Source organism: Bradyrhizobium sp. 157 (genome assembly GCF_023073815.1).
GTDB lineage: Bacteria > Pseudomonadota > Alphaproteobacteria > Rhizobiales > Xanthobacteraceae > Bradyrhizobium.
The window spans coordinates 1-15,596 of sequence record NZ_JADPKF010000046.1; the positions used below are offsets into that span (position 1 = coordinate 1).

5 protein-coding genes and 3 pseudogenes are annotated in these 15,596 nt (G+C 59.8%); 6 read left to right on the forward strand and 2 right to left on the reverse strand.

All coding sequences use genetic code 11. The annotated features are described in order from the left end of the window. The coding region (locus tag IVA95_RS10270; RefSeq protein WP_247510366.1) for a shikimate kinase at positions 1 to 8,278 on the forward strand (8,278 nt) is incomplete at its 5' end. 111 nt (positions 8,279 to 8,389) lie between these two features. After that, positions 8,390 to 8,677, forward strand: a pseudogene (locus tag IVA95_RS10275) (DDE-type integrase/transposase/recombinase); the annotation flags it as partial. A gap of 169 nt (positions 8,678 to 8,846) precedes the next feature. Here the strand turns inward: IVA95_RS10275 and IVA95_RS10280 are convergent. Beyond that, positions 8,847 to 9,610 (reverse strand): annotated as a pseudogene (locus tag IVA95_RS10280) (DDE-type integrase/transposase/recombinase); the annotation flags it as partial. 1,050 nt (positions 9,611 to 10,660) lie between these two features. On the opposite strand from IVA95_RS10280, the gene IVA95_RS10285 reads away from it, so the two are divergent. After that, positions 10,661 to 10,840: a hypothetical protein gene (locus tag IVA95_RS10285; RefSeq protein WP_247510367.1), complete on the forward strand. Its 180-nt coding sequence runs from the start codon at positions 10,661 to 10,663 to the stop codon at positions 10,838 to 10,840. Between the two features lie 419 nt (positions 10,841 to 11,259). Here IVA95_RS10285 and IVA95_RS10290 read toward each other — a convergent pair. Continuing rightward, positions 11,260 to 11,550 (reverse strand): annotated as a pseudogene (locus IVA95_RS10290) (Dabb family protein); the annotation flags it as partial. Between the two features lie 974 nt (positions 11,551 to 12,524). On the opposite strand from IVA95_RS10290, the gene IVA95_RS10295 reads away from it, so the two are divergent. The 3 genes from IVA95_RS10295 to panC all read left to right on the forward strand — a co-directional run bounded on the left by IVA95_RS10295 (position 12,525) and on the right by panC (position 14,847). Then, complete coding sequence (locus tag IVA95_RS10295) at positions 12,525 to 12,806, forward strand: DUF3551 domain-containing protein (protein ID WP_247510368.1); 282 nt, start codon at positions 12,525 to 12,527, stop codon at positions 12,804 to 12,806. 302 nt (positions 12,807 to 13,108) lie between these two features. Then, a complete protein-coding gene (gene panB, locus IVA95_RS10300; protein WP_247510369.1) occupies positions 13,109 to 13,981 on the forward strand; it encodes a 3-methyl-2-oxobutanoate hydroxymethyltransferase in 873 nt (290 codons plus the stop codon). Between the two features lie 14 nt (positions 13,982 to 13,995). After that, complete coding sequence (gene panC, locus IVA95_RS10305; protein WP_247510370.1) at positions 13,996 to 14,847, forward strand: pantoate--beta-alanine ligase; 852 nt, start codon at positions 13,996 to 13,998, stop codon at positions 14,845 to 14,847. The last annotated feature ends 749 nt before the right edge of the window (positions 14,848 to 15,596 follow it).

The window sequence follows — 15,596 nt, forward strand, 5'->3', positions numbered from 1 at the left end:
AAAGCGCAGAGAGCGTACGGCAGACCTGCTCAAGCGGACGCTCCAATCCAACGCTACCCCCGACCAGCTGAGCCGAATGGCTTCCAGTGTGGCGAAGGAGCATGTGGCTTGCATGGAGTGGTGGGGAAAGAAGCTGTTGCGCTCGGAACGGATGGTGTCCGTCTGCGAGGCCACCGCCAACTTGCCAAGCACGACGCCCGAGATGCGGAAGCCCGAAGAGGCCGCACTACGCCTGAATACCGGCTTGGTACTTCATGCGAGGTACAGGTGTCTGCAATCGCGGATTGCGCTCACGCAACTTATGATTGAGTCTCAGGCGAGCACGTTTGAACCAGCCGTGAGGGACGCCCTCATGGGTGAGAACGGGGGGGTGCGTCTGCTCGGGACCTTTGTCGAGCATGTTTTTCCGGCATTCCTCTCGACGGAGGAAGCCGTTCTGCACAAGGACGGAGCGGCACTCGACGCAGAGCACTGCACCGTTCTGGAAGGAGTCATGGAACGGCTTTCGGAATTTGCGTTGGCGTTGCACGACGATATCCTTGCCAAGCTAAGCGATAACCGAACAGGTGCCAGCCTCCCATTGGAACTGTTGGGCCAGATCGTGGACGACGCACGGATCACTGCGCACGAGGTCATGCACTTCCTGGCACTGCAGCTGAAAACGTCAGCCATCATTGCACCGCCGGCCGACGCTGGCGCTACGATACCGGCCGACACTGCCGGCAAGGCAGCGGTGGCCAAAGGCACCGCAGCGCGCAGGGAGGGGAAAGGCAACCGCAAGCCGGCTGCTGACGCGGCGAGTTCGGCCGGGCGGCCCGAGCCGCAAGTCGCCGCGGGCGACAGCGACACGGCGCCAGCGGACAAGGTTCTCGTGCGCTCGGATCTAGGTACGAAGAAGCTTGTGAGCGCCAAGGAGGCGCATGCAAGTGCGTCGTCGGCGGCGGCACACTCGGCGGTCTGGCAGGCCCCGGCGTCGACGGAGGCGTTGGCGCCACTGGTCAAGCGGTTGGACGAACTTTTGCAGTTCGATCTGGCTGGTCAGCAAAGGACCGTCTCGCAAGCGCGCCAGATGAAGCCCGAGGACGCCGATCACGTATTGGGCATCGTGGTCGAGCGCCTGCAGACGCAGGCCGCCGAGATGCAGGCCTGTCTGGACGCGCTGGAAGAGCCTCGTCGACGCGGCCTGCTCACGCTTGCGCATGTGCACGAAGTGCACGAGAAAACAGTCCGGCTCAAGATGATGTTGTCCGAGGCGCAGGGACTGGCGAAGGCGGCGAACTCGGAATCAAGTTTTGCCCCTGGGGAAGGCAGCCAATCGTTCGATTCCGTCCTGGAGCGGATGCACTCTGGGCCTCAAGATAGAAGGACGTCCTTCGCTCGCATTGCGCGCGGTGCCGATGATGCCCTTGGCGACAGATCTTCCGGACCCTCCGTTGGCGCACATCGGATCCTGGGCGCTGCGCCACGTGAAGCCACTGCGCGACGGTGCGGTTTTCCCCCAGTGCCGGAGGGTGGAGCGCCAGGTCGAGAAGAAACCTCTTTAGGTTCTGATGACAAACCCTGGCTCGGCAATCAAGGATCCAGAAGCTCGCAACCAGACACGGTGCCACCCCATAGGCAAACGGAGTCCGACCCGGGTGCAGGACCGGGAAGGCGGCGTTTCGTCCATGTAGCCGAACAGAGCTTCAAGCGTGGATACTCGGAAAACCTACTTAATAACGCTTTACATGACATTTCTTTCGCTGGCGATATCACTAAATTCTCATGCGCTGTGGTGGAGTATGACAGGAAGCTGCAGGGTCGAGCGGACCACGCAACATTCCTGCAAAAGGCCGCTTCCGAGTTCAAACGCGAATTTGTCCCAAGATGGGAACAAGATATCCGCGCCCGGAATACATGGGGGTACGCCACCTCATGCAACACGATGAGCCGGGAGGCTGGAGGTCAGGCAGGCGTGGAAGCTTGCAGGGCCATGGCAGCTCAGGTGTCGAGCCTCGGCAATGCGCTAAACGACGTCGAAAGCAAAACGCTTTCCCTATTCGTATTGTCGTTCAGTCGATATCCCCGGGTGGCGGAATGTCGCAATGGAATGATCCGAATCGCCAGGTTTTTTCGTGAGCAACGCGGAGCGCTTTCGGAGCTCAACGCTCAAAGTCTCGCCCTGCTGGTCAACGGCTTCAGCAAGTGGCCGGAACAGGAGAACTCTCGTGAGGCCACAATAGCAGTTGCCGCTGAGATTCGCCGCCGCGCTCCCGGGCTCTCTGATTTTGGTCCGCAGAGCCTGGCCATCGTGGTGAACGGTTTGAGCAAGTGGCCGGAAGAGGCGGAGTGTCGCGGTGCTATAAGGGCAATCGCCAGCGAGGTCCGTCACCGCGCGGGCCGCCGCGATGTCTGGCTCTCTGACTTTGGTCCGCAGAACCTGGCTACCGTGGTGAACGGTTTAAGCAAGTGGCCGGAAGAGGCGGAGTGTCGCGGTGCGATGAGGGCAATCGCCGTCGAGGTCCGTCGCCGCGCGGGTCGCCGCGATGTCTGCCTCGCTGATTTTGATCCACAGGCGTTGGCGAACCTGGTGAACGGCTTCAGCAAGTGGCCGCAGGACTGCCGAGACGCTATAGTTCAAATCGCCGTCGAGGTGCGTTACCGCGCGGGCCGCCGCGGTGTCGGGCTCTCTGATTTTGATCCACAGGCGTTGGCGAACTTGGTAAACGGCTTCAGCAAGTGGCCGCAGGACTGCCGAGACGCTATAGTTCAAATCGCCGACGAGGTCCATCACCGCGGCGACCGGCTCTCCAATTTTACTCCCCAGCACTTGTCGAACCTCGTGAACGGGTTCAGCAGGTGGCCCGAGGGGGCGAAGTGCAACGACGCTATACTTGCAATCGCCGACGAGGTTCGTCGCCGCGCTGGCCGAGCGGACCGGCTCTCCAGTTTTACTCCCCAGCACTTGTCGAGCTTGGTGAACGGCTTCAGCAGGTGGCCGGAAAGAACAGACTGCCGCAGCGCTATAGTTGAAATAGCCGACGAGGTCCGTCGCCGCGCCGACCGGCTGTCTGGGTTTGATCCGCAGGGTCTGGCGAACCTGGTGAACGGTTTCAGCAAGTGGCCTGACGAGACGGGCTGTGGCGACGCCACGCTGGCGATCGCCGGTGAGGTCTGTCGCCGCGCCGACCGACTTTCTGGGTTTGATCCGCAGGGTCTGGCGAACCTGGTGAACGGTTTCAGCAAGTGGCCTGACGAGACGGGCTGTGGCGACGCCATGCTGGCGATCGCCGATGAGGTCCGTCGCCGCGCCGACCGGCTTTCTGGGTTTGATCCGCAGGGTCTGGCGAACCTGGTGAACGGTTTCAGCAAGTGGCCACAAGAGGAGAACTCACGTCACGCCATCGCTGTGATCGCCGGTGAGGTGCTTCGCCGCGCCGACCGGCTCTCCGATTTTACCTCTCAGCACCTAGCGAATCTGGTGAACGGCTTTAGCAAGTGCCCACAAGAGGAGAACTCACGTCACGCCACCGTTGTAATCGCCGATGAGGTCCTTCGCGCCGACCGGCTGTCTGATTTCACTCCGCAGGGTCTAGCGAACCTGGTGAACGGTTTCAGCAAGTGGCTGCAAGAGCAGGACACTCGCCAAGCCACAGTCGCGATTGCCAACGAGGTCTCTCGCCGTGACAACCGGCTCTTTGAGTTTACTCCGCGGGAACTGGCGATCCTGGTGAACGGCTTTAGCAAGTGGCCGGAAGAGGCGGTGTGCCATGGGGCGATAATCGACATAGCGGGCAAACTCGGCTCGGGAGACCTCCGATTCGGAGCGTTCACCACAACTCAGCTCAGCATGATAGCCAATGCTCTGGGGCGAGGTGTCACGAGGGGAGAGGGCACTGGAGAGATCATAGAGACCGCTCTGCTGAAGAATCGGCTGCACGATCTGGCCCACTACCTTCACTATGCCAGTGATCGCCTGGAGCAGGCCCAGGTTCTGAACATCGCCATGATTTTCAAAGCGCTGGCTAAGGCTCAATTGTTTGACGATCTCGGTTTGCTCGCACGCACGGGGTTAGACCGGCTGACGGAACTGCATCGTGCCCCTGGTTTTGCCGCTGAGAACGACCTCGAAATCATGGGTACTCTCTGCATCGCTCTGCTGCCGCTGGCGCGCAGCCCGCACCTGCGCTGGCACCGGAGGCGGGCTTTAAACTTGCTGAACGACATTCAACCGATCGTCGAGCACAAGATCGAGGGGCATCTCAAAGCAAGCGATGCCGAGCGAGCCCGAGGGCCGTACTCGAGCCGTGGCCCCGCCTTGTCGATCTATCAAACGCTCAAGGCCCGTGCGGTTTTGGCGGCATTGTTCCGCCGGCCCTATGTCGAAGGCAAGAAGTCCGATTTGCGGGTGAGGCAGGAAGAGCTGCAGCGCAAGACTAAGGAGATTTTGGACAAAACGGGCGGCCTCGTCGAAGGCGATCTTTCCAACATGAGCTGGAACCTGATGGCGGAGATCGCGGCGGAGAGTCCGGTCGATGCGCTGGACACGTTCTTGGCGCAGAATGCGGCGACGGTCCAGGCCCAACATCCAGCGTCCGTGTTCGACGTCCATCAAGTGTTGCGAACCATGGCCCACGAGCCCAGACCTCCGCAGGGCGACGCGGGACTTATGCAGTTGTCAGTGGTGGACATGCAGGGCCGGCCAGTGGCCACGGAGCCCGAGACACGCTATTCGATTTTTCATCGCCTGACCTCGGGGGTTTTGCCCGTCGTCGCGGTCCAGCTGCCAGGAAAGCCGAGCGCGTTCATGCTGGCGCGTACGGTCACCGTCGAGGGTGTGCCATACCGCATGGACCTGTTCGGCGGAAGCAAGTTAAAGCCGCCCAAAAAGCCCGTGTCGCAGATCGCCGCCCGCCTTCCAGGTGGGGCGAGGGCAGAGTCTTCCGGGGGAAAGCTGCTGGCGATTCCGTATGCCGAAACGGCGCCGGGCACAGCGTTCGAGCAGCTGTCGCGTGCCTGGGCCCCTTTCAAAGAGGCATACTATTACACTCAGCGCAGGGGTTTTGCCGCGCCGCCGGCAATCAAGGACCTAGGTCCTCGGGACTACGCGCTGGAGGGCGCCTTCAAACTGTCGCTGCTGCCGGACCGTCCTGCCGGCGAGGAGCATCCCTTCAAGCTGGCTGGGCCAGAAGGCCCGATCGCCTTGCGGCCGCATGATGGTTGCGGTTTCATCAAGGCCTCGCTGGCCAACCGTATGCCAGCTGTAAATCGCGCCCGCCGACAGGAAGGTCCTGATCGGGTGCCTGCCTTTGGTGAGGGAAGAAGAATGTCCGTTCCCGCATCGGCGCTGCAACACTATCCCCGAAGCGAGCCGGTGACCGATGAGGCGCGGGAGAAGGCCAAAACCTGGCTCGAGAGCAGACAAGGGCGAGAGTTGACGTCTGAAGAGTTGTTTCGCACCGTGACGGCCGGACACATCGACGGTCCCGGCGCGGTTGCCGTACCGTCCAGCGATGACTGTCTCCATGTGCCGACGCTCAAGAGCGAGACGTTGATGGGGGCGAGCGGGGTGCTGATCGGGCGCTCGCCCTACGACAAGCCCAATCTGCGCCCGTTTGCCGCCGAGCGAGTCAAGTCGGCCGTTAAGGGGGACCCGACCGCTGTGTTCCTCGAAAACTGCACAGCCATCCAATACAGCTTCAATGTCGCCCAGAAGTCGGGGAAGGAACTGGCGGGCGACGATCCGACTTTTTTTGCCAAAGGCATTCTGATGGTTGTGCCGGATAAGATGTGGCCGGCCGGCTACGCCGACCGTGGGCTGGTGATGTCTGCCGAGGACGTCAAATGCCATTCGAGCTGGACCTCGAGCAAGGACCGCGCCAAGGTGGACACGCCGCTCGAGTGCGTCGGCATCCTGCAGGCTACCGAGGTGTTCGCTCCGGGCTCGTTGGTTGCCGTCCCGATCGGTGAACAGAAAAAACTTGACGGGGACTTCGACGGGGACACCGTCGTCATCGTCGGCGACCGGCCGCAGCTTTACGAGCATGTGCGCCAGTTCGATCGCAAGGAGCAAGCTCTCGGACTTCCGTCGCTGAAGCCGCCAAAGTCGCATACCCCGGCGCTTGAGGGCGACAATTACCAGTTCGGTCGCGCCCGCCAGATCCTCGCCGCCACGCAGGATGTCCTGGAAACCTATAGCTGCCTGCAGCGAAACTTTCTGGCTCAATCCCATGAAGCACAACGCTGGTTTGCCGAGCGTGCTGTCTTTGGCACCTATGAGGGCGTTCACCACGAGCTCAGGCGAGAGATCCGTCAGCTGTTGGGCCAGGAAGAGGTGAGTAGCCAGGATATCCAGAACACGTTTGCGAGAGCGAGGAGCGAGATTGAGGTCGCCAAACATCTGGTTGCTCGCGAAATGGCCGAGTTGCTCGTCGACGACCTAGCGGCATGGGCAGTGAAGCCGAATGAGCAACCCCTGCCCGAAACAATCGAAAGCTCGAACGCCGCAAACCCGAGCCTCAGCGCAAGGCTCTGCAATCTTTTCCCGGATCTGGCGGAGACCTATCCGGCAACGCCTCAGCCACGAGACCGCATCCAGCTTTTACTCGACCACTATCCTCCCCGCATCGATCCCCGCCCGGATGGTTACAATGCGGACGACCTCGTAAAAAGCGCAAACAACTTGCTGAGCCTCGGCATCAAGGTCGGCACTGATGCCTATAAATCCGATACTGGCGCCAACCTCTTTTTCCAGAAGAGCAGTCACCTTCAGCGGCTCCTCTACGAGACGCCGGGCTTGAAGTCCGTGCCCTACGTCAAGGGCGTGGCGGCGACCCTCGCCCACGGAAGGTTTGATGTCGATGCGACCTTGGAGGATCTGAGGGACAACCCCACTCTGGCGGCTTCAATCATGGAGACCTCGATCAAACTCGCTGCGGAGCAGGGCATTTTGCGCAAACCCTCCGGCCTCCGGCCCGCCGCCGACGATGCTGACATGATCACGCTGACCCGCGAGGAGGCCTCAGAACGCGCCCAAAATGAGGCTGACCGAGCTATAGCCGAAGAGAGGAAAATCACCGCAGCGGCACGCGAGATTGCCGGAATTCTTGCGGAAGCCGGCATTGAGGTGAAGATGCCCCATCTGGAGCGCCGCTTGAAATCGCATGCCTCCATGACAGATCAGCTCACCGGCATGAGCATCCCGCCCGGCAGCGCCCCACAGCTCTTCAGCAACGCCGTACGCCACGTCTTAGAAATTCCTGACAAGGATTTTACACGTGCCTTCAAGAAAGCCATGCTGGCCTTTGAGGAGCGGGACTACACCGAACGCCAGACAACCAACTGGTTCAGAATGCGCAGTCCGACTTTCGTCGGCATCAAGACAGTGCTCACCACGTCGGAAGCTTATCGCTTCGAAGTGGAGTTCCACACGCCAGGCAGCTATCAAGCCAAGCTTGCCAATCACGACACCTATAAAATTCTCGGCAGGCTGCGGCGGCAATCAAGCGAGGATGCTTTGGAGCAAGCTAAGGCCGAGAAACTGGTGCAGCGGACGAGAGAGGTCTGCACACAGATTGCGATCCCCGACGGCGCCCTGGGCATACACCACTGGGGAGCCGAAGGAGATCGTAAGGGCGGCGCCGCTGCGGCATTTGGATTGCGAGCTTTCGAACAATCAAGAATGCCCGAGATCGCCAGGTCAACGGAGGCAAGCGAGATTATCGCCGCCCTCGGCGTGCGGCCGATCGTGCTTGTCGGCATGCCGAGCGCCGGAAAATCCACCATTGGCCCGGCCATCGCCGAGCGACTGCGGCTGCCCTTCATCGATACCGACCAAAAGATCCAAAAAGATGCCGGTAAACGGATACCGCAGATTTTCGATACCCATGGCGAGGAGTGGTTCAGGGAGCTCGAAGCGAGGGTAATCGCGCGTGTGCTCAATGAAGGGCCCGCGGTGATCGCGACTGGTGGCGGCTCGATCATGCATGAGTCGACCCGGCGTCTCGTCGGGGAGAAAGCCGTCTCGATCTGGCTCAACACCGACTTCGACGTGATCCAACATCGTCTTAGGAAAGGTATCAACCGCCCGCTGCTGCAAGGCCCCGACCGGGATCAGACAATCAGCCGACTGATGCGCGAGCGCACGCCGCTTTATGCACAAGCCGATATCACGTTCGTGCCGCCCCGCAAACAAGACAAAAAGAATGCGGATCCCTGCGTGAAGGCGCTGCACGCCTATCTTCGCGGCGAGGCGGCCGCCACTCAGCCAGCCTCCAATACCAACGAGCTTGTTGGCTGACTCACTTGAGATTCCCAAAGCGGAAAAGGTCTAATTCGCTGCCCTGATAGGTGGTGGTTTGAGCGAGCTCCGGCTTATCCGCAGCAGGTTATGCCAACCAACCTCGCGCTCGGGTACCTCGAGCACATCCTATGTGCTCGACGAGATCGTCCAACTGCCCGCAAGGCCAAGGCTGCCAAGCGCCTGCCGACCCGGTTGCTGAAGAAGCGGGGCTGCGGGCCCAGGCGCATGACCACCGACAAATTGCGGGCGCGGCAAAGACCCAGATGCCGCAAGTCGAGCATCGCTGGCACAAGGGGCTGACGATCGCGTTGAGCATTCGCATGTGCCGCTGCGAAACGGGAACGAACCGTGCAGGGCTTCCGATCCACCGGTTTGCAACGGTTCGTGTCGCACTTCCCAGCCTCGCGAATCGAAGCATATCGCGGCCGTCGCCACTGCGCGCAAGCCGAGAAGGCGGAAGCTGCATACACAGCAGCGACTTCCCGATGGCGGATTCGGCCCGGCAAGACGAAGGTTGTGGAAAAGGCGGCATTCTGAGCCGATAGGGCTATTCTACAACATCCGTCTGCATCGGCTTGCCTGGCGCGATGTAGTGCCATTCGATCCCGTGATCCTTCGACCATGCAAGGATGGCGTTCGAGGTGAACTCGGTGCGTGGTCGGAGACGATCATGCCTGGCTTGCCGCGCTGGGCGATCAGTTCCGTCAGCTCGCGAGCAACCCGATGGCTGGAAATCGAGGTGTCCGGGATCGCGGCATTCGCGCGTCACGTCGTCGACGATGTTGAGCACACGGAAGCGTCAGCCGCCGGCAAACTGGTCATGCACGAAATCCAACCAGCGCGCATTCGGCTTTGCCTCGACAGGATCGGCGCCCGCGTGCCGACGGCTCGTCGTCGCGCCCGACGCTTGCGAACCGTCAGACCTTCCTCGCGATAGAGACGGTAGATACGGTTGACCCGGATGCCTCGCCCTCGCGCCTGAGCAGGATGAACCAGCCGCCGATAGCCGAAGCGTCGGCGCTCGTTGGCGAGGTCACGCAACCTGCCGTGCAACTCCGTCTCTGGCGGTCGGCGAGACTGCTTTGCGATCGGCGCAGACGAAGGAACAGGCCCGACGCTCCGATAGGCCCATGACGGCCTGCAGATGCGCGACGGCTTCGCGCCTGGCGGCGGGTCCTACTATTTTTTTGACAGAAGCTCGCGTAATGCCGAGGCTTCGAGCATCTGGTCGGCGAGCAGCTTCTTCAGCTTGGCGTTCTCGTCTTCCAAGGCCTTCAGGCGCTTGGCGTCGGAGACGTCCGTCCTGCCATACTTGGCCTTCCAGTTATACAATCGGTAACACTCGGCGCATTAATTCGTTAGGGCAGAGCGCCTGCACTGTTCTGCCGGCACGTGTTCCAGACGAACCGCCTGCTGAGGACGCATCCGACGGCTGAAACGCTGAGACCAGAGGCCCGCCGGTTCACGCTGGCGGGCCTCTGGCTAGAGGAAATCGCTCGCAATCCGAAGTCGGTTTGCAGAAGTCGGTTTGGAATAGGCTCTCCAAGCCACGCGCATATTTACGTGGCGGTTTTGGATAAGCATAGTAGGAGCAGCAAATGTCAGTCCTAAGAGCTATTGCCCAACTTCGCAATCGTCGCATTCGGGCGGCGTCGTAATCGCCGCGGGATTTCTGGCGGGTCCCGGCCTGCGCCAATAAAATGGGTGGCAAGCCAAGCGGAAGAAATACGGCGCGATGGCTCCCCGAAAAGCGGAACGCCGAAGCCGCCGACTTCGATGACAAAAAAGCCCCAGCTCAGTGAGACCCGTTGCTCCTCAAGGCTCGCCGATTCACGCTGCGCGTTTCGGTGCTTGGGTCTGTTTGAGCTAGCCGTCTCGGCAGGCAATGCCGAAGCTGTCGCAGGTTAGCGCGAACGCCGCTTTGGCTTATCCTCAACAAAACAAAACCGCTTGCCTATCTCGAGGCGATCGCTCCACCAATCAGCACTGCTTTCTTTTGCGACGCGAGAGGCTTCGCCCCGTACAAATCCAATTGTCTTCCGGCAGCAAGAACGATCAGGCAATTTTCCTTTGGCATAATGGCCGTCCTCGTTAGGACGCCGCGATAGGGAACGAAGAAAGGGCCGCCTGTCGGCGACCCTGAAGTCTGCACAAGGCGGATAAAAACCAGATGATCAAATTCACTCCCTGTGCCGGCCCGAGGATAGAAGCAGCGGGTTTCAGGAATATTTCGTATAGGTGGTGATGAAAATATCCACTAGTCTAGCCGCGGTTGTCCGCGCGACCACCATCCGATGTGCCGGTCTGCTTCCGCCGTCCGTTCCTTCACCCGTTAAAGCAGCGGGCAAGCCTCCCTGGCTTTCGAAAGGGAGGAGAAGGTTGAAGCGAAGGCTGAAACGCGGAGCCAGGGAGAAGGCGCGCGAGCGGCGCCAACAGGCAGTCGTGAAGGCGCAAGCAGCACTCGAGAAATCCGAGCGGGAGCATGATCAAGTGGCGAGCACCATCGAAGCCGAACGCGCGGTGGTCGAAAATCGCTCTCAAGCCGAAGAGGCTCGTTGAGAGAAGCAGAAGGAGAAGCTGGAGGGGCTGTACGCCGGGCTCGGGAATAGGAACGAGTCTTCAGGTCCGACGGGAAACCGGGGCCCCAAATCCGCGGAGGAACGATTCAACAAAGCGTGAGTTCGCTTTCAAATAAGAACGATAGGCGGTTACGGCCATGCCACGATCGGTTGAGGAGTTAAGGCGCGAGTCCGAGCGGAGCCGGGCGCAGCTTGCAGCGACCGTCGATCGAGAGGCGTCGCATGGCTGTGACGGGCTCAATCCACTGCAGTTCCAATACATGCATTAGTCTGTCGCTCAGCGATACATGGCTGATTGTAATCCCGCCCGGCGAAGGCGAGCCTCACGGGCACCCAAAAACCCCTACGTGCCTGCCAGGTTAATTGCGCCCGCGGGTAGGGCCTGCCAAATGGCTCCGCATCTGTTGACATGCTGTAATCGGCCGCGAGACGTAGCTCTCGGAGCGGTCTGACCTGCCGGATCGACTCCTGATAAAGCTCGTGCGCTTTATAGGCTTCGAGTTCGACTTCGTCGTCGAATTCACCGTAGACGATCACGTCAATTTCGTTGCCAAGCCGGTCACTCTTGCGGTTACGAGCGACCTCAAGCCGGCGTGCGTGCGGGATTTTGGCGAGAACGGAAAGGCCGTCGACTATTTTGTCGACATGCGCCTTATCTTTTGCGGTGAATAATACGATGTGTCGAATCATAGATGACCGTCGGTCATTGCGGTTTGACTTCGCCCAAAGCGACAGAAGCCTCATCGCAAAGTCTGCAAGGCTCGGGCAGCCGCTCAGATGCCACTGCACGGCAGGCTCCCTGCACGATCGCGCTGGCGGGTGTTTAGCTTGATTCTTCGTCCGCTATTACGCAAGGTAGACAATCTCTGAGACGAATTTCTGCATCGAAGTAAGGAACCGCCTGATCATCAGTCGCTAGGACAACTTTCAGTAGATGCTTCCGTCGACGGTCATTAGCTTCGCGCGGATCTCGTGCATGAAACGGTCTCACTTGCAGGATCGCCGCATAAGAACTGCAGCAAAATGCGCTCTTTCGTTGAATACAGGCTGGGTCATAAAACAGAAGGGGAAGGCCGCCGCCAGCCCCCGAAGCGTTGACATCGGCACGTGACTTCAAGGTTGAATCCGCTCTTCGGCTGATCACCGCAGAGAGATCGATCGTGAAACTCTTTCATCGCGGAACGTGGCGATAGTCTCAGCCATACATGGCGCCTGGGAGGAGCTTATCGTTTCGGGCGCTGCTCGTCGCGAAGCAACGAAGAAAGGTAGTACCTGGTGCACATGCTTGCCTGGAGGCGCTTTCAGCGCGCAGCTGCATCGCACCGGAAGGCTGCGCTCCCTTCCGGAAAGTCGCTGAAATGCTGCTCCGCCTTCGCCGAAGTTTTGGCAAAATGGCCGCCCCAGGTGCCGCGGTTCTGATCGAGCACTCTTAGACTGCCTTCACTTGAACCGCGTTGCTTGCGTGCGCGTGAGAGCCCAACGCGCTAGTACATCGGTGGATGCGATCGCCCAGGGAAGCGCGGCTGCCATTTGCTTGATCAACATCAATAGATATAATTCGATGGTCTATCCTTAAGCAAAGCCTAGCGGAGGCAAGTCATGCGCAATCTGCTGTTTGTCGCTGCTAGCACTTCCCATGCTAGTTGGCTTTGTCTCGCCTTCGAGTGTACGTCCTACGACCCGCTTGGCAGGACGCTCATTGTCTGCAAAGACCGTATCTGGGGCATCCTGGCAACTGCCAGTTCTCGTCATTTTGTCAGTGCATGGCCACTGCATCGCGGAAACGAACTCGCTCGGGTAGAGTATTGCCTCCGGGGCAGAGCCAGCCAGTCCGACATGCAGGAGATGCGGTTAAGACAACGCCGCACGCAAATTGCGTCAGAATGATCGGATCGGCGCGCCCTGAGGCCCAGCGTGACGCAAGGCGCTTCCAAATGACAATTTGAATCTGGGGAGTTTCTTGCTTGATGGTCGGGCGACCATTGGATTTTTTATGCACGCGCCTGCTACTTTGGAGACGTATGTTTCCCTTTCATGGTTGACAGTTTTCACTCGTCCGCCATAGAAAAAGGGTGGTCCCCCGGGGATGCGCGCAATACTCAACGGCTTCGGTCGCAAGAATCGGATTACCGTTCGCCTAGCTTATTCGGTGCGGAGGGCCGTGGCTTCAAAATCGTAGGCGACCAGGTGAGATCAAATCAGTATCGCTTCGAGCTGCGAAATCGACCTTTGACGGAACGGATCGAAAATGAGCCACGCTTTGGAAGTGTCAGTTGAGCGGATCACGATTCCAATCCTGCAGCGGTGGAAGCAGGAGCGGCGGCGTGTCGCCATGACCACCGCCTACGATGCGGTTACGGCAGGCATCGCTGACCCCATCGTCGACATCATTCTTGTCGGCGACAGTGTTGGCAATGTCTGCCTCGGATTCGACAACACGTTGCCAGTCAGCATGGCGATGATGAATCATCATCTCGAAGCTGTTGCGCGCACAAGGCCCCGTGCCTTGCTCGTGGCCGATATGCCGTTTCTTAGCTTTCACCTTAGTCCGGAGGAGACGATACGCAACGCCGGAGGGTTCCTGCAGCGAGGCGCAGATGCAGTGAAACTCGAGGGCGGAGCCAAGCGCGTGGAGATGGTGCGTGCCCTGGTCGATTGCGAAATTCCCGTCATGGGCCATCTCGGCCTCACCCCGCAGAGCGTCAATATCATGGGCGGATTCAAGGTGCAGGGCCGGAAAGCCGATGACGCTTTGCGGCTGCTTGATGACGCTCACCGTCTGCAGGAGGCCGGATGCTTCGCGTTGGTGCTTGAAGGCATTCCGGCCGAGCTAGCCCAGCGAGCGACCGAATCGCTGTCGATACCAACTATTGGAATCGGCGCGGGTCCCGGGTGCTCGGGCCAAGTGCTCGTATTCCATGACGTGCTGGGGCTGACCGAAGGTCATCGGCCCAAATTCGTTCGCGCCTATGCTGATGGTTTTCAGCTGTTGCAGGAGGCGCTGTCGCGCTGGGCTACCGATGTCCGCAGTGGAGCGTTCCCGGCGCCGCAAGAGTCCTATCGGCTTCCTGAAAGCCTGGGTAACATCATCGCAAACTGGGCTCCTCCCAACCCAACCTGATGTAAGGTGCTACGATGCAGACGATTACCACGGTCGCTGAGCTTCGTCGTGAGCTCGCGAAGGCTTGCAGCGCGGGCAAACGCGTCGGGCTCGTGCCGACAATGGGCTATTTGCACGATGGCCATCTGGCCCTGATCAAGACGAGCCGAGCGCAATGCGACGTCACCGTCGTTAGCATCTTTGTCAATCCGACTCAGTTCGGACCAAACGAGGATCTCAGCAGCTATCCTCGCGATTTCCTGCGCGATGAAAAATTGTGCCGCGATGCCGGTGTTGCGATTGTCTTCGCGCCGGGTGCACAGGAAGTCTATCCGGCTCAATTCGAGACCTTCGTCGAACCGGGCGAATTGGCGAAGCCACTATGCGGGGCTTTCAGGCGTGGGCATTTTCGCGGCGTCGCAACCGTCGTATGCAAGCTGTTCAACATGGTGCATCCGGACGTCGTGTTTTTCGGGCAAAAGGATTTTCAGCAATGCGCGGTCGTTCGTCGCATGGCAACTGATCTCAATCTTCCCATCGAGATCGTCACCGTGCCAACCGTTCGGGAACCGGACGGGCTCGCGATGAGCAGTCGCAATCGATATCTCAGCGAGGAAGAACGTCGGCGAGCCGTTGCCATCAGTCGTGGGCTGTTCGCCGCGGCGGATGAGTTCCGCTCAGGAGTGCGCGAGGTGGATAAGCTGATTGCGATCGCCGAGCGGCATCTTGAGACAGTTGATCGGCTGCAATACCTTGAACTTGTCGATGGTGATACGCTCAAGCGTGCCGAGAGTCCGCTGCGGCTTCCGGCGGCGCTCTGTGCCGCAGCCTACGTCGGTTCGACCCGGCTGATCGATAACGTACTGCTGGCGTTGCCAAATCTGTAGCGCAATTCAGAACCAAAAATTGATAAACTGTGTTCTTTTTATCCGTTTCGCCGGCGTCGTCGGTGTAACCCTGGAAGTTCCGACGCAGCCGCCCCTCGCGCTTCGCCGCGGCAAGATTGTCGCCGGGTAGGGCGAAGTGGTCGAAACTAATGCGCACGTAGCCCGCGTCGACCAGGGCTTCCGCAATTCCGACTGAAGATGACGCACGACTTCTGGGGCAGGGCGTATTCGCCGATCTTGCACTGATGCTTCTTGAAGGAGGGAATATGCGCGTAACCGAAGTCCGACAAGCGATCCGGACGGAGTTCGATGCATTTGGCGACCGTGTCTAGCACTACAGTTGCAATTTTCGGGTGGTTCTGAATCTATGGGCGACCATGATTCGGGATTTGATGATTGGTGGAGCGTCGGTCGAAGATACGCGACGCTGTGGGCCTCTTTGTTGCGGCAGGCCAAGCAACGGATTCGTCCGCTGTTTACGCAGGAGCGGATCGCGATCTCGGCGGGGCAGTTTCTCGATGGACGTTGGGGCAACGAGCCGCGCATCCCTCACAAGGAGAAGCATCAATGCCGGTCCATGTGCACAGCCAATTCGATGAAGAAGTCGTCAATCGCGAGCCGTGGCGGGGGCGCTGACCAAGACCATGAGTCTAGAGCGTTAGCCGATCAGGTTGCAAATATCCTGCGGCGGCGAAGTAGTTTGTGGATTCTGCGGGCGAGTAAGTGTCGACGATGCGGCCAATGGCATC

Bases quoted from the DNA above. Each gene is read 5' to 3' on its own strand.
- panC (WP_247510370.1), top strand. From the start codon at position 13,996: ATGCAGACGATTACCACGGTCGCTGAGCTTCGTCGTGAGCTCGCGAAG.
- panB (WP_247510369.1), top strand. From the start codon at position 13,109: ATGAGCCACGCTTTGGAAGTGTCAGTTGAGCGGATCACGATTCCAATC.